We start from the raw sequence: 25,775 nt of genomic DNA on the forward strand, positions 1-25,775 counted from the left end.
TCCGGGTGGGTACGGTGACAGCTGTGGGGCAGGGTCTCGATTTCGCACTGCTGGGTCCGCTGGTGGTACGCCGGGCGGGCGCGGAGATCGATCCGGGCCGGCGCCGGCAGCGGTTGCTGCTGACCCGCCTGCTGCTCGCCGACGGCAGGGCGGTCTCCGCGCAAACCCTGTGCGAGGAACTGTGGCCGCAGCAGCCGGGACGGGCTCCCGGCGGGGCGCTGGGATCCCTGCACGCCCACATCAGCAAGGTCCGCGCGGTCCTGGAACCCCAGCACCTGCGCCGACGGGGCACCTTCGAGGTGCTGGTCACCGAACCCCTCGGCTACGCCCTGCGGGTGCCGCCCGAGAGCCGTGACACCGTACGTTTCGAACGGGCCCTCGCCCAGGCACGCCGGTCCCTGGAACAGGGCCGGCCCGAGCACGTGGTGGAGGAGACCGGCAGAGCCCTGAAGATGTGGCGCGGCAGCGCCTTCGCCGACGCCGCGCACCACCTGTTCGCCACCCACGAGACGGCCCGCCTGGAAGAGCTGCGGCAGACGGCCCGCGAAGTCCGCACCACCGCCCTGCTCCTGCGAGGCGGGATTGCCGAGGCCCTGGACGCGGCACAGGACATGACCACCGAGCACCCCTTGCGGGAGACCGGTTGGGGCCTGCTGCTGCGCGCCCTGTACCTCGCCGGTCGGCACCCGGAAGCCCTGCAGCGCTACGCCGACCTGCGCCGCCTTCTCGCCGACGAACTCGGCCTCGAACCGGGCCCCTCCCTACGCGCCCTGCACCACGGCATCCTCCATCACGACCTGCCGCCCCTCCACTCGGTCGGCGCCCTGGGCGGGTTCGGCGCGGCGAGCACCCCCGGCCGGGACACCGGGCACGGCCGCGGCTCCCTCGCCACCGCCGGGTCGCAAGCATCCGACGGGGGCGCGACGACCGCATCCGTCGGCCCCGACGCCGTCGCCCCGGCCGACCCGCCCGGGGCGACGGCCCGTCCGGCCACCAAGGAGAAGGAAGCCCCGGCGCCTCCCCTGATACGCCCTGCACAGCTGCCGCGCAGCCTCCCGGTGTTCGTGGGGCGGGCGGCCGAGAGCGCCTGGCTGTCGGCGGTGAGCGGTGCACCGGGCCGACCCGCGCCGGCCGAGGCCCCCGTCGTGGTCATCAGCGGTACTCCCGGCGTCGGCAAGACCACCTTCGCCGTCCACCACGCCCACCGCATCGCCTCCTCCTTCCCCGACGGACAGCTCTTCGTCAACCTGTGCGGTGTCCACCCCCACGCGCCCGCGGTCCCGCCCGGCAACGCCCTGCACGGGTTCCTCACCGCCCTCGGCGTGCCCGCCCCGCGCATCCCCGAGGACACCCCCGGCCGCAGCACGCTCTTCCGCAGCCTCCTCGCCGACCGGCAGATCCTCCTCGTCCTGGACAACGCCCGCGACGAGCAGCAGGTTCGCCCCCTGCTCCCGGGAGGGGCGGGCTGCCTCACGCTGGTCACCAGCCGCAACCGCCTCCCCGGCCTGATCACCAGCGACGGCGCCAAATCCCTCTCCCTGCCGCTGCCCTCGCAGACGGAGGCCCGCCAGGCCCTGGAGCGTCGGCTGGGAGCGGAACGGCTGGACGCCGAGCCCACCGCCACGGCCGACATCATCCGCATGTGCGGACGGCTTCCCCTGGCCATGGCCGTGGTCGCCGCCCGCGCGGAGCTCGATCCCTCCTTCCCGCTGCACGCCATCGCCGACGACCTGCGAGACGCCCACGGCGGTCTCGACGCGTTCACCGCTTCCGACACCACCACCGACGTACGCGCCGTCTTCTCCTGGTCGTACCGGGCCCTGGACGAGTCCGCCGCCCGGCTCTTCCGCTTCCTGGCTCTGCATCCCGGTCCGCACCTCACCGCCCCGGCCGCCGCCAGTCTCGTCGGCCTGCCCCTCCCCCTCACCCGCCGCGCACTCGCCGAACTGGTCGGTTCCTGCCTCGTGGAACAACCGTTGCCCGGCCGCTACGGCCTGCACGACCTGCTGCGCGGCTACGCCGACGAACTCGCCGACTCCCACGACACCGCCGAGGAACGCCACCGGGCCACCCTCCGGGTCCTGGACCACTACATGTTCACCGCTTACGAGGCCAACCGGCTGCTCAAGCAGGACAGGTCGCGCGACCTCGACCTCGGTGCACCCCACGCGGGCGTCACCCCGGAGAAGCTCACCACCGTCAAGCAGGCGACAGGCTGGCTCACCGCCGAGCACCGGGTGCTGTCCGGCCTGCTGCACACCGCCGCCGGCCGACAACTGGACCACCACACCACCGGGCTGGCCTGGGCGCTCAGCGAACACCTCAACCGGCAGGAGTTCTGGCCCGAGGCCGTCGCCGCGCTGGCCCCCGCCCTCGAAGTGGCCCGACGCCGCGACAACCGTCTCGAAGAGGGCCGTTGCCTGCGCCACCTCGGCAGCATCCACGGCTATCTCGACCACCGGGAGCAAGCCCTCGACCACCTGCGCCGCGCCGTCACGATCTTCGAAGACCTCGGCGAGATCGGCGAACAGGCCAGGACCCACTACCTCATGGCGTGTGCGCTGTTCCTGTTCGGCCGGATCCAGGAGGCCGTGACGGGCTCCGAGCGGGGACTGGAACTGTCCCGGCAGCTGGGCGAGGAGCTGTGGCTGGCCGAGTGTCTCGTCGAACTCGCCTGGTTCCACGCCAATCTGGGCAACCTCGACAAGGCCCTCCGGTACAGCGAGGAGGGCATCGCCCTCTTCCGGCGCCTGAACGCGCCGTGGCAGCTGGCCCAGGCCTGGGACATCCTGGGCCACACCCTCCGCCTGCTCGGCCGTTACGAGGATTCCGTGGCCACCTACCAGCGGGCGACCCGGGCGTTCGAGGAACTGGGCGACCACCGCAACGCCATCGGGACGACGATGCGGCTGGGCGACACCCGGCTGGCCCAGGGTGACCGGGAAGGCGCCCGAGCGGACTGGCTGCACTCCCTCGAAAGCGCCGACGCACGAGCGATGCCCCATACCGCCCAGCAGGCCCGCGACCGGCTGACCGCACTGGACATGGACGCGGACCCCACGCCTGCCGTACCGGAAAGGGCGGCCGGGAACCACGAGCTGCCGGTGCCGCGAACCGCTGACCCCGCCCACTAGGACCACGGCCGGGCTGCGACGGCGCACGGCCATATCTCCACGCATCCGCTCAGAGCGAGCGGACACCGGCATCCTCCCTGCTTTCCCCGAAGCCGGGGTCGCGGAGTTGTCCGCTCCGCCCTCCGCACGCGCGTCCCTCGCCTGCTGAACGCTCGGAACGGCGCCTCGGTTCATCTGCCTCGCAGACGAGCGACATTTCCTCGCCGGGCAGGTCGTCGTCACCACTGCCGGCCGGCAACGACAAGAAAGCGACAAGGTCCGGGCAAGGGCTCTCTTCGAGTGTGGCACCGCTCCCCCGCGCAGGCGGGCGAGCGTGCCGCAGACACTTGAACAGGAACGGGCACCACCCATGAGCGCGATCACCGCAGCGGGGACCACCCTCCTCGCCCCCACTCGGGCGCACGCCCGCCCCGTCGCACCGGACGCCGACGCGGACGCCTTCGTCCGGGACATCTACGAGCAGTACGGGTCCCTGCTCGTCCGGTACGCCGCACGCCTGCTGGACGGTGACTGGCACAAGGCGGAGGACATCCTCCAGGAGACCGCCGCCCGCGCCTGGAAGAACGCCCGGTACCTGCGCCCTCGCGGCGAACAGATACGGCCGTGGCTGTACACCGTGGCGCGCAACCTGGTCATCGACCACCTCAGGACCCGGCAGATCAGACCGCTCGAACTCATGCCGGTCGAGGACCTGGACGCTTCCTGGGACAGCACGGAATCCACCCTCACCGCCTACGCGCTGCTGAGGGCCCTGCGGGAGCTGACCGAGCAGCAGAGAACCGTCATCCGTCTCATGTACTACCTGGAGTGCAGCGTCGCCCAGGCGGCCGAGCACCTCGGCGTCCCGCCCGGCACGGTCAAGAGCCGCGCGTTCTACGCCGTGCGGGCACTGCGCAGGGAACTGGAGAAGCAGGGTGTCGGCGGGGAGTAGCCGGACGGGGGCGTCGCAAGAACCGTCCACGCCCCCATCCGCCCGGCAGCTGGTGCCCGGGTGCGTCACGGTCGACGAAGTACGGAAGGGCCTCCTGAGCGTGTGCGCCAGGGGAGCGTTCGGGAGGCAGCGCACGGCGCCGAGGGCCGGAGCGCGCGGTTCACGCGGTGGAGGCGGTGACCCCGCAGGACTCTACGTCGGCTCGACGCGAATCCGTGCGACGGGGCCACGGCGCTCCGGGCCGTCGGCCGAGCTCACCCCCGTGAAGCTCGACCCCGACCCGGACGGCACCGCGCCCCCCTCGACACTTCAGTGGCGACGAAGCATTGGTAACGTACACCAGAGTGACTGCCCGGCGTCAACCAAAGTGTTGCCGGCACCGGCCCCCAGGGCTTCGAGAAACACTGTGGTGGGCGAACACCCGACATCACGTCAAGGAGGTCGTGCACGTGGAGGATGACCAGTCGCTCACCTTCGCCCAACTCCTGGATCACCTCTTCCGCGAGGTGCACCCCCCTTCCCGGGGGCCTTACACCTACGCGGAGGTCGCCGAGGGAATCCGCAAGGCCGCGACCGGTGAGGGGCGCGGGGTGACGGCGAGCGCCATCCAGCAGCTGCGCACCGGCGCCAAGCGGAACCCGACGCGACACACCATCAAGGCCCTGGCCGACTTCTTCGGCGTACCGGCGGGCTACTTCGTCGACAGCGCGGCGGCCGAACGCACCAAGGCGGAGATCGGCCTCCTCGCCGCCATGCGCGATCAGGACGTCCGCAAGGTGGCCCTGCGCGCCAACGGCCTGAGCGTCGACAGCCTGAAGATGCTGTCCACCGTCATCGAGCAGGCCCGGAAACTCGAAGGGCTCAGCACGGACGACCCCGCGCAGGATCTCGACCTGGACGACTGAGCCGCGCACCGGGCGGCGATCGCGCGATCCCCGCCCCGACGGCCCTCCGCGGCCGGCCATCGGCAGGGGGCATCAGCCGTTTCCCGGGACAGGCCCGGCATCCCGGGCCGCACGGCACGTGCGCGGCAACACCCCGCCCTGACCGCTCAGTCGCGAACATGTCAGCATGGGCGCGCACACCGGGCTTCCAGGGCGAGGCCCGCAACGGCCGACCGACCCCCGACCGGCGTCAGCGAAGTGAGGACATGGACTTCGAGCAGCTCCGCGCCGCGTGCGAGGCACGCGTCGAGGCGCTCCGGCTCCCGCACCGCTTCAGCACCCGCGACCTCCGCGACGCCGTCGCCCAACAGCGCGGACGCCCCATCATCCTGCGGCCCCTGAGCACGCTGGGCGCCGGGGACGCCCCGTGCGGCATCCGCCTGGAGACCCCGGACGCCGACCTGTTGTTCTACGAGGAGGCCACCTCCCCGCTCCACCAGAACCACATCCTGGCCCACGAGATCAGCCACATCATCTGCGACCACCCCGGCAGCCTGGAACTGGACCAGGACAACCTGCGCGCGCTCGGGTTCCACCCCACCCTCGTACGGCGCATGTCCGGCCGGACCAGCTACACCAGCGAGGACGAACGCGAGGCCGAGGTGATGGCCAGCGTGATCCGCCAACTCATGTACCGGGGACGCGAAGGCCCGTCGAGCCGGCCCGCCAGCGGCTCCGAGAGCTGGGACGCGCTCTTCGCCAAGCCGCACAGGAAGAAACGCCACCGAAAATGATCAACATCCTCTTCACGGGCACGGCCGTCGTACTGCTGTGCTTCGCCGCCTACTGGGTGCGCGGACGCGGCGGGCACCGCCCCACCGGCACCTGGGCGATGGCGGCGCTGCTGACCTCGTTCGCCCTCGCCTTCGCCTCCTACGCGCCCGCCGTGGAGCGTGCGGTCGAATCGGTGGTGCCCCACGTCGCCCGACTCCTCAGCAACTCCTTCACCCTGACGGCGGCCACCTCGGTCCTCGCCTTCCTCTTCCAGCTCAATCTGGACCGCGAACGGGCCCATCGGCAGATCCGACTGCGCGTCATCGCCCTCGCCCTTTCCGTCGCCGGCATGACCGCCTTCTTCGTCGCCGAACAACTCACCGGACGCAACCCGGTGCTGTACGCGTGCTACGTGCTGATCTACATCTCCTACCTGGGGTACACGGCCAAGGACTTCCTGTTGCAGACCTGGGCCCAGTCCAAGCGCTCGACCCGCCGCAGTCAGCGCTGGGGCCTGCGCACGACCTCGGTGGGCTGCGGCTTCGCCCTGGTCTACGCCGCCTACAAGCTCTTCGCCCTGGTCTCCATCGGCCTCGGCCTGGGGCTCGTTCCCGACGGCGCGCGCTGCTCGACCCCGCTGACCCCCTTCCGTTGCGCGTTCAGCGTGACCGCGCCCGCCGTCGCCGTCCTCCTCATCACCGTCGGGCTCACCCTCCCGGCCCTGCTGTGGCCGCTCAGTCAACTGCGCCGGCGCCGCTGGGAACGGAACTCGTTCACCGCGCTGGAACCCCTGTGGCGGGCGGTCACCGCGGCGGTCCCCGAGGTCGTGCTCGACCCGGGGAACACCGGGGCCGACACCCACGACCTCGACTTCCACCTGCACCGCAGGGTCATAGAGATCAACGACTGCGTGCTGGCCCTGCGCCGGTACCGCCCCGCGTCGGTACGCGACGCCGCAGCCGCCGAGGTCGCCCGCCGTGGCACGGCCGGCACACCCGAGGGCGACGCCGAGGTGGAGGCGGCGGTCATCGCCGCGTCCGTCGCCGCCAAGCACGCCGGAGCCACCTCCGAAGGCGACGAGGCCCCACCCGCCACCGGCACCGCCTCCCGCAAGGGCGACCTCCAGGCGGAGACCTCGTGGCTGCTGCTCGTGGCGGCCGCCTACCCGCGGCAGTCGGCGCCCGCGAAGACAGGCGTGGCGCCGTGACCGCCCCGCGGCAGGACCCCCTGCGCGACCCCCGCTTCTTCGCCGACCCCTACCCCACCTACGACCGGCTGCGCGAAAGCTGCCCGGTCCAGCGGATCCCCACCGGCTCCGGCGGCCACCAGGCGTACCTGATCACCGGCCACCGCGAGGCCCGCGAGGCGTTCACCGATCCCCGCCTCTCCAAGGACACGGCCCGCTTCTTCGCCGATCGTCCCTCGAACCGCGACCTGCACCCGGCGATCGCCCGCAACATGCTGGCGAGCGACCCTCCCGCGCACTCCCGCCACCGGCGGGTGGCGACGCCGCTGTTCACCACCGGACGCGTCCGGGCGCTGCGCCCGTACATCACCGGGGTCGTCGAGGACCTCGTGGCCGCGTGGCGGCCGGGCACGGTGGTCGACCTGGTGGCGGAACTCGCAGTACCTCTGCCGGTCACCGTGGTCTGCGAGCTGCTGGGGGTCCCGGAATCCGACCGCTCCACGCTCGCCGGCTGGTCCCACGACCTCTTCGACGCAACCGACACCGACCGGGTCGACGCCGCGTCGCACAGGATCGGCACATACCTGACCCGCCTCGTCGACACGGCCCGCGCCGACTCCGGCGACGGCGCGCTCCACTCCCTGCTGCGGGACTGCGACGAGGGCGGGCTCGACCGGGACGAGACCGTCTCCCTGGCCGCCCTCCTCCTCGTCGCCGGGCACGAGACCACCACCCACTTCATCGGCAACGCCGTCCTGGCCCTGCTCCGGCACCCGGAGGCCCTCCAGCGACTGCGCCGGGACCCGGACCTGATCCCCGGCGCCCTCGACGAACTGCTCCGCTTCGACTCCCCGGTGAGCGTGGCCACCTTCCGTCACAGCACGGAGGACCTGCGCGTCGGCGGGATCGACATCCCGGCGGGCTTCCCGGTGCTCATCGCCCCCGGAGCCGCAAACCGCGACCCGGCGGCGTTCCCCGACCCGCACCGCCTCGACCTCGACCGCGATGCCGGCGGCCACCTCTCCTTCGGCCACGGCATCCACCGCTGCCCGGGCGCCCCCCTGGCCCGAGCCGAGGCGGAAATCGCCCTCCGCACCCTGCTGAGCCGCTTCCCGAACACACGCCTGGCCCTCCCCGAAGACTCCCTGCCCTGGCGCCGAACCCGCCTCACCCGGGGCCTCAGCACCTTGCCCCTGGCCTTGGGCTGACCTGGCTCGGCCACCGCGCCGACGTTTGCTTGTCCGCCACCGGACGGAGCCCATCGCCTCAAGTCCCACTCACAAGGCGCGGAGGCCGGTCATGCCGTGGCCTCCTGCTGGTCGACGCGCAGGCCGGCCGGTGAAGCACTCAAGTGGTCCACCGGGCCGGTGGAGCTGTCGGGCCGCAGGTCCGTCCGGCCGTCATCGGCCGGTCGCCTGCGAGGGAACTGTGACCGCCCGCGTTACGAGTGGAGCGTCACGCACTCACGCAGCAGGGATTCCAGCCGCAGCCATGCACCCTCGCGGTCGAAGACCTGGAGGGCATCGAGGCACGTCACAATCCACCGAGCATCGTCCTCGTCGACCTTGGTCCTGACCGCCACAGCGGTGAGGGCGATCTCCCAGTCGAACGATCCGTCCCCGTACTCGTCGGCCAAGGCCCGGTAGCCGGAGACGATCAACGGGTCCCGCGTACAGTCCCGTGTCCTTGGCAAAGGCGAGGGCCCGTGCCCGGTCGGTGCGCAGACCGGCCAGGCGGCGCAGTGCCTCATCGGGGTCGTCCAGGTCTCGGTGCAGCCGATGGGCGTCGTCGACCAGCCGCAGCCAGCCACCGGTCAGCTCGTGGAGCCGGTCCAGCCGGTCCTCGCGCTGGCCCCGGCGGAAACGCGTGTGCAGAGTGGCCCACGCCTCCACAGCGCGGCACCCGCACGGCCCCGCCGAACACCAGTAGATGCCACGACAATCAGCATCGCCCCCGTTCCCCGATCTCACCTTCGTCGATATCGGGAAAGTCCCTTCCCGGCCAGTGCGTCTTCGACCCACCCCGTCCGGGAGGGCGCACGGGGGCACGGGGGCACGGGGGCACCGACATCGGATCTTCACCTTGTCTCGTACCTCCTGCACGCTCCCAGGCCAGCGAGATCGGCTCCGCCCGCGGGTTCGGCCGACCCAGCAGGCACATACCCGTGCGTCGGGGAGCCACCTGCTCTCGAAGGCGCCGGCCCCGACATTGCCTGCAGGTACCGGCTGGATTACGCTGCGATCAGAACGAACACCACTCTGCGACCCGGCGTTGCTGGGCGTGGAACCTCCTATGGCCGTCCCCCAAGGATTTGGGGTCGGCCATAGCTGTTTGTGCTTCAGGGGGAACGTCTTGCACCTGTGCTACCTCGACGAGTCCGGGACCGGGCAGGTACTCAACCCTGCGGTGGCAGACTCGGTCCCGGTCATGGCGATCGGCGGTTTCACCGTTCCGGAGAGTCAACTCAGGGGCCTTGCCTGGGACTTCATTGCGCTGAAGAAGAAGTTCCGCCCCGAGCTCTGCAAGGTTCCCACCCTGAGCGAGGTCGTCCATCACGAGATCAAGGGTGAGACGATCCGCAAGTCCTTCCGTCGGCCTGGTCGCAACCAGCGGCGGATGGCGCATGGCTTCCTCGATCACCTACTGACCATCCTGGAGCGGCGCGACTGCCGGGTCATGGCTCGAATCTGGGTGAAGCAGGACGGTGTCGTCAACGATGACACTGCCATGTACGCAGCATCGGTGAACGCACTGTGCGGCAACTTCGAGCACTTCCTCGCCGAACGGTCCAGCAGCGGAATCGTCATCCTGGACAGCCGCAACCCCCGGGACAACACTGAAAATGTGCACTGCGTGACGACCAGGAAGTTCGCCAAGGGCGGTGACCCTCTGCCGCACCTCCCCGAGTCCCCCGTCTTCGGCCACAGCAGCACCCACCTCGGTCTGCAGATCGCCGATCTCTTGGTGAGCGCAGTGCTGGCGCCCGCCGCCGCCGTGACCTATGCCGGGGACCTGGCAGCCGTCGGCAATGTTCACTGCGACCCGGGGTTCGTGGACGTACGCGACCGGCACTGCCCTCGGATCGCCAAACTGCAGCACCGCTACGAGTCGCCGACGGGAAAGTGGACCGGAGGAGTGGTGGTGTCCGATGCACGCGGGCACCGTTCTGCCCGCACGCTCTTCACCCCGGCCGTCCCGTCAGTGACCGCGCCGTCGACCGGCGTCCCCCACCAGGGTTCCGCGCTCGACCTGGCCACTGCGGCGGCGTTCTCTGGACCGGATTCTTCCTCTTCGTAATTGAGCAGAAAGTTGAGCCCTACTGAACCCGCGGCCGTGAGGATCAATCGGGTCGGCGGGTGCACCGTACGTTCTCCTGGAGTGCGACAGTGGCTCCCTCCAGGTCCGCCAGCTGCGTCGCCAGGGTCTTCTCCGCGAGTCGGGGCGGCAGCGCCGCATTCCAGGTCGAGCCTGAGATGCGGAGGCGGCCGGGATACCTTTTGATCTCGACCAGGTACAGCCGGGCCGGGACGGCGATGAGCACGTCGCACTCGTTGATGCGGACGGACTGCGCGGTGAAGGAGAAGGTGGCCCAGGCCCGGTACGGTTCGGCCGACGGCATCAGCCGACGCACATGATCCAGCGCGTCCCGCTCCCAGGGATACGGCGGGGGACGCTCCTGTTCCCACTGATTCCCACTGATTCTCGGGCCTCGGAGGCGGGCCCCGCTCGGGTACCGCGGCTGCGCTTCCTGGTGTCACGATCCGGCCTCCGCCGCGCCCAGCAAATCCCTGTGCGTATGCCCTGCCATGAAAAATCCTGTGAGAGCCTACCTCGCAGGTAGGCCCCTTCATGGACCGGCCACAGCGGCCCCCTGTCCGTTTTCCGTGAGAGCTTGGCGCGATCCGCCCCCTCGCCCCGAAAGTCGGGCTAGCGTTCCTCTCGTCATCGCGGCCCGCCAGGCTTCCGTTTGCAGGACACGCCTCCACCCGCACGAGTTTTCGCGTGCCGTGGGAGAAGTCCTTGCCGTTGTATCTGCTCCGGGAATCCGCTTCCGCTTTGGTCAAGGAGATCGAGCGACAGCCCGGGATGAGCCACCGCCCCCTGACCGAACGCCTCATTCAGGCATACAAGGACCAGCACAAGCGGAGCACCAAACCGGACGACGAGGGTACGCCCCCGGGGAAAACTCTGGTCGAGGCGTGGGAGAACAGCCTTCCGTCGGTGATCGGCTCCCTCCATGAGCTCGGCCTGGACGATGTAGAGGTCTTCATCGAGTTCGGACTGCCGCACACGGACGGAGATGTCGACGTACTGCTCGCAGGAGTGCACCCTGGCAGCGGTATGCCCTCCTATGTGCTGATCGAGCTGAAACAGCAGCGGAAGGCTACGGTGCACCCCGAGCGGTCGGTTGCGGTCGATCTTGGCTACTCAAAGTGGAAACTCCACCCCGTCCGGCAGGTGCAGAAGTACTGCCACTACATGGTTCAGTACAAAGTCGTGCTGAACGGCAAGCCGGATAGTACGGCTGGCGCTGTGCTCTTGCACAACGCTCACGACGACGATGTGCGAGAACTCTTCGAGCTCCCAGCCAGCAACCATGGTCGGCTCTACACCGCCGACCGCATGGCAGCGTTCCGAAGGTTCTTGGGCGCAAGACTGGCCCCGCGACCCGGTGCCGAAGCGGCACAGGCACTCGTCGACTCCGCCGACCGTCCACTGCCGAAGATCACCGACGTCAACCAGCCCCTGCACGGAGGATCCGCCCACCTGTTTGAGTTGCTGGATGATCAGGAACTCGCTCACCAAGACGTCCACGAGGCAGTGCAACGTGTACGCAACGGCGGGATCAAAGAAGTGATCATCGTCCGCGGCGGCCCCGGCAGCGGCAAGAGCGCGATCGCTTTGGAGCTGAGGCGCACCCTGGCCTCAGCCGGTCTGGATGTCCGACACGCGTCCGGCGCGAAGGCGCTCACCAAGACGTTGCGAGAAGGCCACATTCAGCAGGCCCCGCCCCGGATGAAGGGGAAGTTCGACCGGGAAGCGACCAAACTGTTCACCTATTTCAACCAGCTGAAGAAGCTTTCCTCCGACAGCTGTGACGTGGTGATTTGCGACGAGGCCCACCGGATCCGGCGACACTCCATCGACCAGTACACGTCGCGGGAGGAGCGGGAAAACCCACGCCCGCAGGCCGACGAGATCATCGAAGCCGCCCGTGTCCCCGTGTTTCTCCTGGACGACTGGCAGTCCCTGCGGCCGGGCGAGGTCGGCACTGCGGAGTACCTGGTGGAACGCGCCAGGGCGCTCGGGCTGAAACACACCCTGATCGACCTGGGCGGAATGTTCCGGGCACAGGGCAGCGCGTACTACCGGGACTGGGTGCTGCGACTGCTCAGCGTGGGCATCCGCACGCCTCAGGCCTGGGTCCCGGACGGCCGCATGCAAGTAGAGCTCGCTGAAACTGCTCAGGAAATGGAGGACTTTCTCTCCATGCGACGGTTCGAAGGGGCGAGTACCCGGATCGTCGCGGGCTTCTGCTGGCCCTGGAGCAAGCCCGACACCAACGGCGAGCTGATTCCCGACGTCACGCTCGGCGAGTGGCGGAAGCCCTGGAACGTGAAGCCGGGGTTCGCTGTGGAAGGGGCGCCGGACGCCGAATTCTGGGCCACGGACCCCCGCGGATCTCACCAGGTCGGCTGCGTCTACACCTCTCAGACCTTCGAGTTCGACTGGGTGGGCGTCATCCTCGGTCCTGACCTGTTGTGGCGGGAAGGGCAGTTCATCACGGATCGAACGGCGACCTTCGACCCGGAACTGAAACCGAAGAGCATCTCTCAGGTCGACATCGAACGATGCATCCGCAACGCGTACCACGTCCTTCTGACCCGCGGGATCATGGGGGTTGTCGTCCACTCCACGGACGAGGAGACGCGAGACGCGTTGCGTGGGCACCTGATCACATCGGTGCAGCATCCACTGCCCAGCAGCATGCGCAAGATCGTCCAGCACTGACGTCGCGAACCCGGCGGTGAGCCCATGAATCGTTTCGATAGCATTCGATCAATCATTCATGCGGCCCGCCGGGCTTCCGCCGCAGGACATGCCCCCACCCGCACGAGATACTTCGTGCTGCCTGGGGGCATGTCTTGCTGCTTCGTGACTCGGCCACTGCTGTTGCTGCGCGACTTCTCGAAGGGTCATTGCCCCTCCACCTCGTCGAGCAGTTCACTCACGTCCACGGGCATCGCCCCGGCGCCTCGGAGGTGCGCTCCTGGGCGCGCAGTCTTCCCGCCCTTGCCAACGTTCTCCTCGATGCCGGGCTCGGCCAGGTCGAAGTTCTCATCGAATTCGGACTTCCGCTCACCAGCAAGCGTGCGGACGCCGTACTCGCCGGAGTGCATCCGAAGACAGGAGAGCCGTCATACGTCGTTGTCGAGCTCAAACAGTGGAGTGAAGCACACCCCGACGACGACATCGACCCCCTGCTGTGCCGTGTCGACGGGTATCCGCGACCAGTCCTGAACCCCATTGAACAAGTACGCGGCTACTGCGACTACTTGGTCGCCTTCAATGGAGCACTCGCACAGCACCCCGAGCGCATCTACGGTGCTGCGTACCTTCACAACGCGACCGAGTTCGGCGCCTCCGGTCTGGCCGAGGTCCCGCTCGACGAGCGGGGCCGACTTTTCACGGCCGACCGCCGGGGCGAATTCCTTACCTACCTGCAGACGAAGTTGGCGCCCGCCTCGGGAGCGGCGGCGGCCGACGAGTTGCTGGTCGCCAAAGTTGAACCGTCAAAGCAGTTGCTGAGCGTTGCCGCACAAGAGGTGCGCGAACGCGAGCAGTTCGTACTTCTCGACGAACAGCGGATTGCGTATGAGACGGTGCTGAAGGCAGTTACCCGAGCCCGCGCATCGGACCACAAGGAGATCGTCGTCATCACCGGCGGCCCCGGAACCGGCAAGAGCGTCATCGCACTGTCTGTGCTCGGCGAAATGTACCGGCGTGGTGTTCCGGCTTTGCATGCCACCGGTTCGCAGTCGTTCACCAAGACCATGCGCAAGGTAGCGGGCGCGCGCAAACCGGAAGTGCGTGAGCTCTTCAAGTACTTCAACAGCTTCGGGGCCGCCGAACGCAATAGCCTTGATGTTTTGGTGTGCGACGAGGCCCATCGAATCCGGGAAACCTCGGCCAGCCGCTTCACTCCGGCGGCACAACGGACAGGAAAACGGCAGCTCGAGGAACTGATCGACGTCGCGCGCGTACCCGTCTTCCTCCTGGACCAGCATCAGACGGTACGGCCGGGGGAAACAGGCACTGTCGAGGAGATCGAAGCCGCAGCAGCCCAGAAGGATCTTCGCTGCCGTGTAGTGGCGCTGGACAGCCAGTTCCGCTGCGGTGGCAGTGATGCCTACCTGCGGTGGGTGGTCCATCTGCTTGCGCTCGAGAACAACGGTCCGGAACCCTGGGAGCCGGACGGTCGTATGGAACTCGAAGTCGCCGACTCACCCTCCGCGATGGAGGACTTTCTGCGGAAAAAGCAGGAGAAGGGCTACACGGCCAGAATCTCAGCCGGCTTCTGCTGGCCCTGGTCGGACCCCAAACCCGGAGAACCGCTCCCTGCCGATGTGCGAATCGGAGACTGGCTGCGCCCATGGAACGTCAAAGGGGACCGGTCGATCATGGGCGCTCCGCCCTCTGCTCTCTGGGCCACAGATCCAGCTGGTTTTGGTCAGATCGGCTGTGTCTATACGGCACAGGGTTTCGAGTACGACTGGAGTGGGGTGATCATGGGCCCTGATTTGGTCTGGAGAGAGGACGCTTGGGTCACCGACCGCACTGCCTCCAAGGACCCCGCGTTGACGAAGCGGACTGGCAAGATTGTCACTCCGGAGAAGGACATCAGTCGGTTGATCCGCAACACCTACAAGGTCCTGCTGACACGCGGCATGGTCGGAACAGTCATCTACTCAACCGACTCGGAGACCCGCGCCAAACTCCGCTCGCTGCTTCACCCCGAGGTGCGAGCGACCAGTTCCGTTCAGCCGGTCTAACGGTTGGAGTGGAGGAAGTCACGTGGGCAGACGAGGCACTCGAGGCCTCGCAACTGATCGGTCGATGACTTGTGGCGGACCATGGGGATCCCCGCTACCAGCAGCTTGAATGCCAACGAGGGCTGTGAAACGCCAGCACCTTCCGACTGCTAGCACGGATGAGCCGACGTCCGGAAAACCCGTACCCGCAAGCGGTCAGCCTGCGGTGCCTCGACACCAGTTCGCAGACGCCGGAATCGAACTCGGTGTCCAGGACCTCCTCGATGGCTTCCGTGGGAAACTCCAGAAGTAATGACAGCACGGTAACGGGCGGCTCGGGGTCGTTGCCGTGGGCTTTGAGTACCAGCCATACACCATGCTGGCCCACCCGGCCAGGCCTCCCCCTTGGAGCGCACAACTCACGGGCCTGTTGCCGCCCGGTGATCTCAGCCAACACCGATGCCACCGTCCCGCACCACCAAAGCTGCCGTCCTCAGCCGCAACCCCTGCGATCACGCTAGTCACGCTGTGACCGCCCTCCTGATGACCCGTCAACGTATGCGTCGAACGAGCGTCACCATTCGCGACAGAACATCATTTCAGCAAGGCGATATCGCGTGTAACTACCGCACCACCCAGAAGGGCACATTTCGAACTACCACGTCAGACACCCTCTGCCGGCCTTTCAAGGCCCGCAGAGGCGCTCCACGTGACGCACTCCAGGAAAAAGGTCGACCGACCGAGCCGAGAGCTACACATGTCGTAGAAACAGCAGATCAATCGTCCTTCTTCACCGGCTCCAGAATCGCCACGCACTCCACATGGTGCGTCATCGGGAACAAGTCGAACGCCCGCAGCGTCCGCACCCTGTACCCGCCCTCCTTGAAGTACCCCAGGTCCCGCGCCAGCGCCGCCGGGTCGCAGGCCACGTACGCGATCCTCCGCGCTCCCAGCGTCGCCAGGTGCTTGACCGTCTGCTTGCCGGCGCCCGCGCGGGGCGGGTCGAGGACGATCAGGTCGGTTTCGGTGATGCCGGTGCGCGGGAGGACCTGCTCGACCTTGCCCTGTTCGACGCGCACGTGGGGCATGGAGGCCAGGTTGTGGCGGGCGTCCTCGACGGCGCGCTTGCCGGACTCGATGCCGAGGACGGCGCCCTGGTCGCCGACGCGTTCGGCGATCGAGCCCGCGAAGAGGCCGACGCCGCAGTAGAGGTCGAGGGCGGTCTCACCCTTGCGGGGCATGAGGCCCTGCATGACCGCGCGCATCAGGGTGTCGGCGGCCTGCGGGTGGATCTGCCAGAAGCCGCCCATGCCGACGCGGTAGGTGCGGCCGTCGGCGCGCTCGCGGACGAAGGCGCGGCCGTGCACCTTGTGGACGCCGCCGTCCTTCTCGTGGACGCGCAGGACCGAGACGGGCTTGTCGAGTTCGACGAGGGGGAGGCGGCCGCCGGGGGTGGGGGTGAGGACGACCTGGCGGTCGCTGGAGCCGGTGGCGGCGATGGCTTCGACAGAGGCCATCTGCGGCCACTCGCGCTTCTCGATGCCGAGTTCGGAGACTCCGGGGGCGGCGATCATGCAGTGGTCGATGGGCTGGATGTCGTGCGAGCGGTGCTTGCGCAGGCCCGCCCGGCCTTCGGCGTCGACGGCGTACTGAACGCGGGTCCGCCACTGCGGGACCTGACCCGCGGGAAGCTTGTCGCCCTCGGCGGGCATGACCGTACCGTCCCAGCCGGCTTCCTCGGGCGTGAGGCCCGCGAGGCGCAGGAGCTGTTCGGCGACGACCTCGCCCTTGAGGCGGCGCTGGGCGCCGGGCTTGGCGTGCTGCCAGTCGCAGCCGCCGCACTTGCCGGGGCCGGAGAACGGGCAGGGGGCTTCGACGCGGTCCTTGGAGGCTTCCAGGATCGTCACCGCGTCGGCGCGCAGGAAGCGGGCGCCCTCGTCGCCGTCGGTGACACGGGCGACGATCTTCTCGCCGGGGAGGGTGTGCCGTACGAACAGGACCTGGCCCTCGGCGGTACGGGCGATGCAGTGGCCGCCGTGCGCGACGGGACCGACCTCGACCTCGTACTCCGTACCGACGAGGGAGACCTTTTCCTCCTGCCCGACGGGGGAGGTCGTGGGCTCCTGGGCGGCGGACGCGGCCTTCCGCTCGTGGCCGATGGACGCGGCGTCCGGCTCCGTGCCGAGCGGCGCGGCCTGGTGCTCCTGCGGGGCGGCCGCTTCCTTCGATGCCTGGGATTCGGACTGCATGGTGGGGTGGCTCCAGGGGATCAAAGGGAAACGGCCGGACAACAGCCCACCAGTCTACGTGGGTGTCGTCCGGCCGTCCTACCAAGGCAAGCCTGACCAGCCTGGCCAGCCTGGCCGCGACGCGGTCGGCAGGCCCTCACCCGCCGGGCGGGGCGAGCCTCTCCCCGCGGGTGAGCGGATCAGCCCTTCGAGGTCTCCTTGGGACGTCGGTCGACCGGGCCCCGCCGTACCGCCCCCGGGGCGTTCCAGTCGGCGCGCCGCTTGGCCCGCTTCTTGGCCGCTTCGGAGGACTCCAGCTGGTACGGGACGGAGGTCACCATCACGCCCGGGGTGAAGAGGAGGCGGCCCTTGAGGCGCAGGGCGGACTGATTGTGCAGGAGGTGCTCGTACCAGTGGCCGACCACGTACTCGGGGATGTACACGGAGACCACGTCGCGCGGGCTCTCGCGGCGCAGGCCCTTCACGTACTCGACGATGGGGCGGGTGATCTCGCGGTACGGGGAGTCGAGGATCTTGAGCGGGACGTTGATGCCGCGCCGCTCCCACTCGTCGCGCAGCGCCTTCGTCTCGGTCGCGTCGACGCTGATGGAGAGCGCTTCGAGGCGGTCCGAACGCATCAGCTTGGCGTATGCGAGCGCCCGCAGCGTCGGCTTGTGGACCTTGGAGACGAGGACGATGGAGTGCACGCGGGAAGGGCGCAGGCTGTCGTCGGAGGGGCCGTCGGCGGCGGCGATCTCGTCGGCGACCCGGTCGTAGTGCTTGCGGATGGCGGTCATCGTTCCGTAGAAGATCACCATGCCGAGCAGGGCGACCCAGGCTCCGTGGGTGAACTTGGTGGCGAGGACGACGACGAGGACGAGGCCGGTGAAGAAGGCGCCGAAGGCGTTGATCGCGCGCGAGCGGATCATGCGGCGGCGCTTGGCCTGGTCCCTGGTCCTCTTCAGGTGCCGGTTCCAGTGCCGGACCATTCCGGTCTGGCTCAGGGTGAAGGACACGAAGACGCCGACGATGTAGAGCTGGATGAGCTTGGTGGAGTCGGCTCCGTAGACCACGACCAGCAGGACGGCGGCGCCCGCGAGGAGGACGATGCCGTTGGAGAAGGCGAGTCGGTCGCCGCGGGTGTGCAGTTGGCGGGGCAGGTAGCGGTCCTGGGCGAGGATCGAGCCGAGGAGCGGGAAGCCGTTGTACGCCGTGTTGGCGGCCAGGAACAGGACGAGCGCGGTGGCAGCGGCGAGCAGCACGAAGAAGAACGTGCCCTGGCCGAACACCGCGGCGGCGACCTGGGAGATGACCGGGTTCTGGACGTACGAGTCGCCGACCGGCACTCCGTCGCGGACCAGGTCGACGGCCGGCTTCTCGGCCATCTTGACCCCGGACTCCATGGCGAGCGCGATGATGCCGCAGAACATGATCACGGCCAGGGTGCCCATCATGGCCAGCGTCGTGGCGGCGTTCTTCGACTTCGGCTTGCGGAAGGCGGGGACGCCGTTGGAGATCGCCTCGACGCCGGTGAGGGCGGCGCAGCCGGAGGAGAAGGCGCGCAGCAGGAGGAAAACCAGGGCGAAGCCGGCCAGTCCCGGGTGCTCGGGCTTGATCTCCAGCTCGGCGGTGGGCGCGGTCATGTCGTCGCCGGTGAAGGCGCGGTAGGCGCCCCAGGCCAGCATGATGAACACGCCAATGACGAAGACGTACGTGGGGATCGCGAAGAGCTTCCCGGACTCCTTCATCCCGCGCAGGTTGAGCAGCGTCAGCAGGACGATGACGGCGACCGCGCAGAGGACCTTGTGCTCGACGACGAAGGGGACGGCGGAGCCGAGGTTCTCGATGCCCGAGGAGATCGACACGGCGACGGTCAGGACGTAGTCGACCAGCAGGGCGCTGGCGACGGTGAGTCCCGCCTTCGGACCGAGGTTGGTGTTGGCGACCTCGTAGTCGCCGCCGCCGCTGGGGTAGGCGTGGACGTTCTGCCGGTACGAGGCGACGACCGTGAACATCAGGACGACGACGGCCAGTGCGATCCACGGACTGAAGTGGTACGCCGAGACACCCGCGATGGAGAGCACGAGCAGGACTTCTCCGGGCGCGTAGGCGACGGAGGAGAGCGGGTCGGAGGCGAAGACGGGAAGTGCGATGCGCTTGGGGAGGAGCGTTTCTCCCAGCTTGTCGCTGCGCAGGGCCCGCCCGATCAGGATCCGTTTGGGCACGTCGGTCAGTTTGGACACGCAGAGGATCGTAAGCGGTCGAAAGGGCGTGGCTCGTCCACCACCCCCGGCCCGCCGGGAATCCTCGATTCGTCTTTTGCACAACGTTGAAGGTCGCCACCAGGAGTCCCCGCGGGCCACCGCGCGTGTGTAGCTTTGGCGGCGGTCTGCGACTCTAGTGAGTCGGACAAAAAGCACACGAAAACTATTGATGGACTCTTAACGGCCGGAAGGACGGACGTGCACGTCGTCATCATGGGCTGCGGGCGAGTGGGAGCCGCTCTCGCGCAGACTCTGGAACAGCAGGGGCACACGGTCGCCGTGATCGACCAGGACCCCACGGCCTTCCGCCGACTGGGCTCCGGGTTCGGTGGCCGCAGGGTCACCGGTGTCGGATTCGACCAGGACACCCTCCGTGAGGCGGGCATCGAGGACGCGGGCGCGTTCGCCGCCGTCAGCAGCGGCGACAACTCGAACATCATCGCGGCCCGGGTGGCCCGGGAGATGTTCGGGATCGAGCACGTCGCCGCGCGCATCTACGACCCGCGCCGGGCCGAGGTGTACCAGCGACTGGGCATCCCGACGGTCGCCACGGTGCGATGGACCGCCGACCAGATGCTGCGCCGGCTGCTGCCCTCCGGGGCGGAGCCGCTGTGGCGGGACCCGAGCGGGGGTGTGCAGCTCGCCGAGGTGCACATCGCGCCGTCCTGGATCGGGCACAAGATCAGCAAGCTGCAGGAGGAGACGGGCGTGCGTGTCGCGTTTCTCACGCGACTGGGCGAAGCGATCCTGCCGACCTCCCAGACGGTGCTCCAGGAGGGCGACCTGGTGCACGTGATGATGCGTACGGACGAGATCGTGAAGGTCGAGGCGGCCTGTTCGCTGGGCCCCGAGGAAGGTCACTGATGAGGGTCGCGATTGCCGGGGCCGGCGCGGTGGGGCGTTCCATCGCGGGCGAACTCCTGGAGAACGGGCACGAGGTGCTCCTGATCGACAAGGCGCCCACCGCCATCTCGGTGGAGCGGGTGCCGATGGCGGAGTGGCTGCTGGCCGACGCCTGCGAGATCACCTCGCTCGACGAGGCGGCCCTGCAGCGCTGCAACGTCGTCATCGCGGCGACCGGTGACGACAAGGTCAATCTCGTGGTCTCGCTGCTCGCGAAGACCGAGTACGGGGTGCCGAGGGTGGTGGCCCGGGTCAACAACCCGAAGAACGAGTGGCTGTTCAACGAGTCGTGGGGCGTCGACGTCGCCGTGTCCACGCCGCGGCTGATGTCGGCGCTGGTCGAGGAGGCGGTGAGCGTCGGCGATCTCGTCCGGCTGCTGCGCTTCAGCCACGGCGACGCCAACCTGGTCGAGCTGACGCTGCCGCCGGAGTCGGCACTGGCGGGTACGCAGGTCGGGGACGTGGACTGGCCGGTGGACACCTCGCTCGTCACGATCATCCGAGGCTCGCGCGTGCTCACGCCGACGCCCGAGGAGACGCTGGAGCCGGGTGACGAACTCCTGTTCGTGGCCGCTCAGGCCCGCGAGGAACAGCTGGAGGACCTTCTGTCGGTACGCCATGAGGACGTGCCGAAGAGCTGAGTGCGCGCAAAAGGAGGGGCCCCGCACCGTTCGGTGCGGGGCCCCCTCCCGTGTTCTCGTGTCCGACCTGCATGTCAGGACGTACAGGTGCATCCGGTCGTCATGTCAGGACATATATGTCAGGACATGTGCTCGTCGGGCGGCTACGCCTCGTTGCGCTGCGCGCCGGCTGCCGCCTTGCGCTCCTTCTCGGCCTTCTCCTCGGCTTCCATCTCCGCGAACACGTCGATGGGCGCGGGCGCCTTGGCGAGGAAGATCCAGGTCAGCCAGACGGCGAGCAGGAACGGCGGGATCTTGAGTGCGACGACGACCCAGCCGAACTTGGTGGTGTCCGCCCACCAGTACAGCGGGAAGAGGATCGCGCACTTGGTGAGCAGGATCAGGCCCCAGGCGTAGCTGGCCCTGGTGTACGCCTTCTTGCGACCGGGGTTGCGGGTGCGCCAGGAGAGGTTCTCCTTGAAGACCGGGCCGAGCATCAGGCCGATCAGCGGCACCCCGGCAGCCGCGGAGATCAGGTACGCCAGGGAGAGGCCCAGCGTGTAGAGCATGCCGGGCAGCATGAAGTCCTTGGCATTGCCCGTCATCATCGCGAAGACCACACCGAAGGCGACGCCGAAGACCCCGCTGAAGGCGTGCTTCATGGAGTCCTTGCGGACCAGACGGGCCACGACCATCAGGAGCGAGACGCCGAGCGCCGCGATGGCCGACGTGTGCAGGTCCTTGTTGATCGTGAAAACCGTCACGAACAGCAGGCCGGGCAGCACCGTCTCGACCATGCCGCGCACGCCGCCGAACGCCTCGAAGAGCGCGGCCTCGGTGGCCGCCTTCGCGGCGGGGTCCTGGGGGGGCGCGTCCTGCGGGACGACGTAGGGCTGCGGGGAGTCCGGCGCCTCGCGGAGGGCGGACTCGACGGCGGCACCCGGGGCGGCGGCCCGGGGGGAGGCGTCATCGCCTTGGTGGGGGGTCGTGGTCGGCTTGTCGAATGACGTCACCGGCTACTCCTGTCCGAGCGGTCGGAGTTCGTATTTGGGGTTGAAGAGGACCCGGCGGCCGTGGCTCATGGATATCCGGCCGGTGGCTATCAGCTTGCGGCCGGGCTCTATGCCCACGATGGAGCGGCGGCCCAGCCAGACGACGTCCAGCGGTGCCGTTCCGTCGAACAGCTCGGCCTCCAGGGCGGGCACCCCCGCGCGCGGGCGCAGGGTGACCGTGCGCAACGTACCAGTCACCTTGACGATCTGCCGGTCGTCGCAGGCCGAAATGGGGGTGCAGCCGACGGCGTGGGCGTCCTCCTGGAGCTCCGTGCAGTGCAGGTCCTCCTGGGAGGTGGACAGGCGGTCGAGCATCCGGCGGAATCGCCCGGTCGGCTTCTCGGGGCGAGGTACGGCACTCATACCGGAAGCGTACCGGGGAGTGGACCGGCGTGGTCACCCGCCGTAGTGCGGCCCCGTGCGGGAGCGCCGCCCGCGGCCGGCCCCGGGGGCTCACCGCTCGAAGCGGTATCCCATCCCGGGTTCGGTGATGAAGTGCTTCGGGTGGGCCGGGTCGGTCTCCAGCTTGCGGCGGAGCTGGGCCATGTACACGCGCAGGTAGTTGGTCTCCGTGCCGTACGAGGGCCCCCAGACCTCCTGGAGGAGCTGTTTCTGGCTGACGAGCCGGCCGGTATTGCGTACGAGCACCTCCAGGAGGTGCCACTCGGTGGGGGTGAGACGCACGTCGCGGCCGTCCCGGTGCACCTTCTTCGCCGCGAGGTCGACGGTGAAGCCCTCGGTCTCGACGAGGACGTCGCCCTCCTCGGCCGCGCCGACGGGTTCGGTCCTGCGGACGGCGGCCCGCAGCCGGGCGAGGAGTTCGTCCATGCCGAAGGGCTTGGTCACGTAGTCGTCCGCGCCCGCGTCCAGCGCCTCGACCTTCTCGTCCGAGGTGTGCCGGGCGGACAGCACCAGGATCGGCACCCGGGTCCAGCCGCGCAGTCCCCTGATGACGTCGACGCCGTCCATGTCGGGCAGGCCCAGGTCGAGCACCACCACGTCGGGGTGGCGGGCGGCGGCGAGCTGGAGGGCGGAGGCGCCGTCGGCGGCGGCGTCCACCTCGTACTTGCGCGCCTTCAGGTTGATCACGAGGGCGCGCACGATCTGCGGCTCGTCGTCGACCACGAGCACCCGGGTCATGGGGACCTTCCTCACTGCTGTCTGGGCTGTCGTCGGTGGGGTCATGAGAGGGCCTGGGCCGGGAACTCGGGGCGCACGGGTGACTGCCCCGGGGCCATCCTGAGGGTGAGGACCATGGTCATGCCGCCGCCGGGGGTGTCCTCGGCGGCGAGGGTGCCGCCCATGGCTTCGGCGAAGCCTCGGGCGACCGCGAGACCGAGGCCCACTCCGGCGCCGCGCGGGGCGTCCCCGTACCGCTGGAACGGCTCGAAGATGCGTTCCTTGCTGTCGTCGGGGACACCGGGGCCGCGGTCGGCGACCCGTACCTCCACACGGTCGCCGAGCGCGCTCGCGGCGACCGTGACGGGCACGCCGGGCGGGCTGTACTTGACGGCGTTCTCGACGAGGTTGGCGGCGGCGCGCTCCAGCAGGCCGCGATCGACGGCCACCATCGGCAGGGTCTCCGGGATGTCCAGTTCCACGCTGTCGTCCGGCACCCCGACGAGTGCCATCGGGACGACCTCGTCGAGGTCGGTCTCGCGGATCAGCGGGGTGACGGTGCCGGTCTGCAGGCGGGACATGTCCAGGAGGTTGCCCACGAGGTGGGCGAGCCGGTCGGCGCCCTCCTCGATCCCCTGGAGGAGTTCCGCCTCGTCCGACTCCGACCAGGACACGTCGTCGCTCCGCAAGGAGGTGACGGCGGCCTTGATGGAGGCGAGGGGGGTACGCAGGTCGTGGCTGACGGCGGCGAGCAGCGCGGTCCTGATCCGGTTCCCCTCGGCCAGCCGGCGCGCTTCCTCGGCCTGTCCCACGAGGCGCTGCCGGTCGAGCACGACGGCGGCCTGGGCGGCGAAGGCGGCGAGCACCCGGCGGTCCTCGGCGGGCAGCACGCGCCCGGAGAGGGCGAGTGCCATGTGGTCGCCGACGGGCATGTCCACGTCGGCGTCCTCGGGGCGCTCGGCGGGCTTCGGGCCGACACTGCCCGCGCAGGTCCACGGATCGACGCCGCCGGCGCGTTCCAGCAGGGCGACGGACTCCATGGCGAAGGTCTCGCGGACGCGTTCCAGGAGGGCGTCGAGGGTGGTCTCGCCGCGCAGGACGCTGCCCGCCAGGAAGGAGAGGATCTCGGACTCCGCACGCAGCCGGGCGGCCTGTTGGGTGCGGCGGGCGGCGAGGTCGACGACGGACGCGACGGAGACGCCGACCGCGAAGAAGATCGCGATGGCCACGATGTTCTTGGGGTCGTCGACGGTGAGCGTGCGGGTGGGGGGCGTGAAGAAGAAGTTGAGGAGGAGGGAGCCGGAGGCGGCGGCGGCGAGGGCGGGCCACAGACCGCCGAGCAGGGCGGCGGCGACGGTCAGGAACAGGTAGAGCAGGACGTCGTTGGCCAGGCCGGGACCGTGGTGGATGCCCAGCAGCAGCAGCGTCATCAGCGGCGGGCCGACGACGCCGGTCAGCCAGCCCGCCAGAATGCGGGACGCGCCGAGCCGCGCACCCCGGGCGACGGGCAGCCCGCGCCCCTTGGCGACCTCCTCGTGCGTGACGATGTGGACGTCGAGGTCGGTCCCGGAGTCGCGGGCCACGGTCTGGCCGACGCCGGGGCCGAAGACGTACTGCCAGGTCTTGCGGCGGCTGGAGCCGAGCACGATCTGGGTGGCGTTGACGCCGCGCGCGAACTCCAGCAGGGAGCTGGGCACGTCGTCGCCTATGACGTGGTGAAAGGTTCCGCCCAGGTCCTCCACGAGGGTGCGCTGGAGGGCGACCTCCTTGGGGGACACGGACGTGAGGCCGTCGCTGCGGGCGATGTACACGGCAAGGATCTCGCTGCCGGAGCCCTTGGCGGCCATCCTGGAGGCCCGGCGGATGAGCGTGCGGCCCTCGGGTCCGCCGGTGATTCCGACGACGATGCGTTCGCGGGCCTGCCAGGTGGTGCGGATGTCGTGTTCGCCGCGGTACTGCTGGAGGTGCTCGTCGACCCGGTCGGCGACCCACAGGAGGGCCAGTTCGCGCAGGGCGGTGAGGTTGCCGGGGCGGAAGTAGTGCGAGAGGGAGGCGTCGATCCTGTCGGGCTGGTAGATGTTGCCGTGCGCCATGCGACGGCGCAGGGCCTGCGGCGACATGTCGACCAGTTCGAGCTGGTCGGCCCGGCGGACCACCTCGTCGGGGACCGTCTCGCGCTGCCGCACGCCGGTGATGGACTCGACGACGTCGCCCAGCGACTCCAGGTGCTGGATGTTGACCGTGGAGATGACGTCGATCCCGGCCCTGAGCAGCGCTTCGACGTCCTGCCAGCGCTTGGCGTGCCGGGAGCCGGGAACGTTGGTGTGCGGGAGCTCGTCGACGAGGGCGACGGCGGGGTCGCGGGCCAGGACCGCTTCGAGGTCCATCTCCGTGAAGGTGGTGCCCCGGTGGGTGATCTCCTTGCGCGGGACCACTTCGAGGCCGTTCAGCATCACCTCGGTGCGCGGCCGCCCGTGGTGTTCGACGAACGCCACCACGCAGTCGGTGCCGCGCTCCACCCGGCGGTGGGCCTCGGCGAGCATGGCGTACGTCTTGCCGACGCCCGGCGCCGCGCCGAGGTAGATCCGGAGTGTGCCGCGTGTCCCGCGTCCCATGGCCTCATTGTCTTTCGCAGTCGACCCAGGCG

Annotated in this window: 19 protein-coding genes; 11 read left to right on the forward strand and 8 right to left on the reverse strand. The window is 69.2% G+C overall.

All coding sequences use genetic code 11. From position 1 onward, the window contains the following. Positions 1-23: 23 nt before the first annotated feature. The 6 genes from ACQPZG_RS08735 to ACQPZG_RS08760 all read left to right on the forward strand — a co-directional run bounded on the left by ACQPZG_RS08735 (position 24) and on the right by ACQPZG_RS08760 (position 8,117). Entirely contained in the window at positions 24-3,134 is a 3,111-nt protein-coding gene (locus ACQPZG_RS08735; protein ID WP_433545265.1) for an AfsR/SARP family transcriptional regulator, read from the forward strand. Between the two features lie 349 nt (positions 3,135-3,483). Then, entirely contained in the window at positions 3,484-4,065 is a 582-nt protein-coding gene (locus ACQPZG_RS08740; RefSeq protein WP_433545266.1) for a sigma-70 family RNA polymerase sigma factor, read from the forward strand. A 449-nt stretch (positions 4,066-4,514) separates the two neighbouring features. Continuing rightward, positions 4,515-4,970, forward strand: coding sequence for a helix-turn-helix domain-containing protein (locus tag ACQPZG_RS08745; protein WP_433545267.1), 456 nt, complete (start codon positions 4,515-4,517; stop codon positions 4,968-4,970). 158 nt (positions 4,971-5,128) lie between these two features. Further along, positions 5,129-5,743, forward strand: a complete 615-nt coding sequence (locus tag ACQPZG_RS08750; protein WP_433545268.1) for a regulator component — start codon at positions 5,129-5,131, stop codon at positions 5,741-5,743. Next, a complete protein-coding gene (locus tag ACQPZG_RS08755) occupies positions 5,740-6,930 on the forward strand; it encodes an MAB_1171c family putative transporter (RefSeq protein WP_433545269.1) in 1,191 nt (396 codons plus the stop codon). The genes ACQPZG_RS08750 and ACQPZG_RS08755 overlap by 4 nt, the downstream gene beginning before the upstream one ends. After that, on the forward strand, positions 6,927-8,117 hold the full coding sequence (locus ACQPZG_RS08760) for a cytochrome P450 family protein (protein ID WP_433545270.1): 1,191 nt from the start codon (positions 6,927-6,929) through the stop codon (positions 8,115-8,117). Before ACQPZG_RS08755 ends, ACQPZG_RS08760 begins: the two co-directional genes overlap by 4 nt. A gap of 233 nt (positions 8,118-8,350) precedes the next feature. Here the strand turns inward: ACQPZG_RS08760 and ACQPZG_RS08765 are convergent, their stop codons facing one another. Beyond that, on the reverse strand, positions 8,351-8,569 hold the full coding sequence (locus ACQPZG_RS08765) for a hypothetical protein (protein WP_433545271.1): 219 nt from the start codon (positions 8,567-8,569) through the stop codon (positions 8,351-8,353). Positions 8,570-9,201: 632 nt separating this feature from the next. Between ACQPZG_RS08765 and ACQPZG_RS08770 the strand changes: the two genes are divergently transcribed. Next, the gene (locus tag ACQPZG_RS08770; protein ID WP_433545272.1) at positions 9,202-10,206 is read left to right on the forward strand and encodes a DUF3800 domain-containing protein; all 1,005 of its coding nucleotides are present in this window, start codon (positions 9,202-9,204) and stop codon (positions 10,204-10,206) included. A gap of 43 nt (positions 10,207-10,249) precedes the next feature. Here ACQPZG_RS08770 and ACQPZG_RS08775 read toward each other — a convergent pair whose 3' ends face one another. Next, positions 10,250-10,609, reverse strand: coding sequence for an NERD domain-containing protein (locus ACQPZG_RS08775; protein WP_433549319.1), 360 nt, complete (start codon positions 10,607-10,609; stop codon positions 10,250-10,252). A gap of 320 nt (positions 10,610-10,929) precedes the next feature. Between ACQPZG_RS08775 and ACQPZG_RS08780 the strand changes: the two genes are divergently transcribed. After that, positions 10,930-12,921 carry a DNA/RNA helicase domain-containing protein gene (locus ACQPZG_RS08780; RefSeq protein ID WP_433545273.1) on the forward strand — a complete coding sequence of 664 codons (1,992 nt, stop codon included), beginning with the start codon at positions 10,930-10,932 and terminating at the stop codon, positions 12,919-12,921. 134 nt (positions 12,922-13,055) lie between these two features. Continuing rightward, on the forward strand, positions 13,056-14,963 hold the full coding sequence (locus tag ACQPZG_RS08785; RefSeq protein ID WP_433545274.1) for a DNA/RNA helicase domain-containing protein: 1,908 nt from the start codon (positions 13,056-13,058) through the stop codon (positions 14,961-14,963). Between the two features lie 755 nt (positions 14,964-15,718). Here ACQPZG_RS08785 and ACQPZG_RS08790 read toward each other — a convergent pair. Together ACQPZG_RS08790 and ACQPZG_RS08795 are read right to left on the reverse strand one after the other, a co-directional pair. Next, the gene (locus ACQPZG_RS08790; RefSeq protein ID WP_433545275.1) at positions 15,719-17,191 is read right to left on the reverse strand and encodes a class I SAM-dependent RNA methyltransferase; all 1,473 of its coding nucleotides are present in this window, start codon (positions 17,189-17,191) and stop codon (positions 15,719-15,721) included. 179 nt (positions 17,192-17,370) lie between these two features. Continuing rightward, positions 17,371-19,413, reverse strand: a complete 2,043-nt coding sequence (locus ACQPZG_RS08795) for an APC family permease (RefSeq protein WP_433545276.1) — start codon at positions 19,411-19,413, stop codon at positions 17,371-17,373. 219 nt (positions 19,414-19,632) lie between these two features. Here ACQPZG_RS08795 and ACQPZG_RS08800 point away from each other — a divergent pair, with 219 nt between their 5' ends. After that, on the forward strand, positions 19,633-20,298 hold the full coding sequence (locus tag ACQPZG_RS08800) for a potassium channel family protein (RefSeq protein ID WP_185026837.1): 666 nt from the start codon (positions 19,633-19,635) through the stop codon (positions 20,296-20,298). Further along, positions 20,298-20,978 (forward strand): potassium channel family protein, encoded by a 681-nt coding sequence (locus tag ACQPZG_RS08805; RefSeq protein ID WP_185026835.1) that lies wholly within the window; start codon positions 20,298-20,300, stop codon positions 20,976-20,978. The genes ACQPZG_RS08800 and ACQPZG_RS08805 overlap by 1 nt, the downstream gene beginning before the upstream one ends. Before the next feature lie 143 nt (positions 20,979-21,121). Here ACQPZG_RS08805 and ACQPZG_RS08810 read toward each other — a convergent pair whose 3' ends face one another. From ACQPZG_RS08810 to ACQPZG_RS08825, 4 genes are all read right to left on the reverse strand, one after another. Continuing rightward, positions 21,122-21,970, reverse strand: a complete 849-nt coding sequence (locus tag ACQPZG_RS08810; protein ID WP_433545277.1) for a DUF3159 domain-containing protein — start codon at positions 21,968-21,970, stop codon at positions 21,122-21,124. Between the two features lie 3 nt (positions 21,971-21,973). Next, positions 21,974-22,372, reverse strand: coding sequence for an OB-fold nucleic acid binding domain-containing protein (locus ACQPZG_RS08815; RefSeq protein WP_433545278.1), 399 nt, complete (start codon positions 22,370-22,372; stop codon positions 21,974-21,976). Between the two features lie 90 nt (positions 22,373-22,462). Then, a complete protein-coding gene (locus ACQPZG_RS08820; RefSeq protein ID WP_433545279.1) occupies positions 22,463-23,149 on the reverse strand; it encodes a response regulator in 687 nt (228 codons plus the stop codon). Positions 23,150-23,190: 41 nt separating this feature from the next. Beyond that, positions 23,191-25,743, reverse strand: coding sequence for a DUF4118 domain-containing protein (locus ACQPZG_RS08825; RefSeq protein WP_433545280.1), 2,553 nt, complete (start codon positions 25,741-25,743; stop codon positions 23,191-23,193). Between the last annotated feature and the right edge of the window lie 32 nt (positions 25,744-25,775).

The organism is Streptomyces sp. CA-294286 (genome assembly GCF_050947155.1).
In the GTDB taxonomy this organism is placed as follows: domain Bacteria; phylum Actinomycetota; class Actinomycetes; order Streptomycetales; family Streptomycetaceae; genus Streptomyces.

What these genes read in the sequence shown, in the direction of transcription:
- ACQPZG_RS08740 (WP_433545266.1), top strand. Translation starts at nt 3,484, where the DNA reads ATGAGCGCGATCACCGCAGCGGGGACCACCCTCCTCGCCCCCACTCGG.
- ACQPZG_RS08750 (WP_433545268.1), top strand. Translation starts at nt 5,129, where the DNA reads ATGTCAGCATGGGCGCGCACACCGGGCTTCCAGGGCGAGGCCCGCAAC.
- ACQPZG_RS08755 (WP_433545269.1), top strand. Translation starts at nt 5,740, where the DNA reads ATGATCAACATCCTCTTCACGGGCACGGCCGTCGTACTGCTGTGCTTC.
- ACQPZG_RS08770 (WP_433545272.1), top strand. Translation starts at nt 9,202, where the DNA reads ATGGCCGTCCCCCAAGGATTTGGGGTCGGCCATAGCTGTTTGTGCTTC.
- ACQPZG_RS08790 (WP_433545275.1), bottom strand. Translation starts at nt 17,191, where the DNA reads ATGCAGTCCGAATCCCAGGCATCGAAGGAAGCGGCCGCCCCGCAGGAG.
- ACQPZG_RS08805 (WP_185026835.1), top strand. Translation starts at nt 20,298, where the DNA reads ATGAGGGTCGCGATTGCCGGGGCCGGCGCGGTGGGGCGTTCCATCGCG.
- ACQPZG_RS08815 (WP_433545278.1), bottom strand. Translation starts at nt 22,372, where the DNA reads ATGAGTGCCGTACCTCGCCCCGAGAAGCCGACCGGGCGATTCCGCCGG.
- ACQPZG_RS08820 (WP_433545279.1), bottom strand. Translation starts at nt 23,149, where the DNA reads ATGACCCGGGTGCTCGTGGTCGACGACGAGCCGCAGATCGTGCGCGCC.
- ACQPZG_RS08825 (WP_433545280.1), bottom strand. Translation starts at nt 25,743, where the DNA reads ATGGGACGCGGGACACGCGGCACACTCCGGATCTACCTCGGCGCGGCG.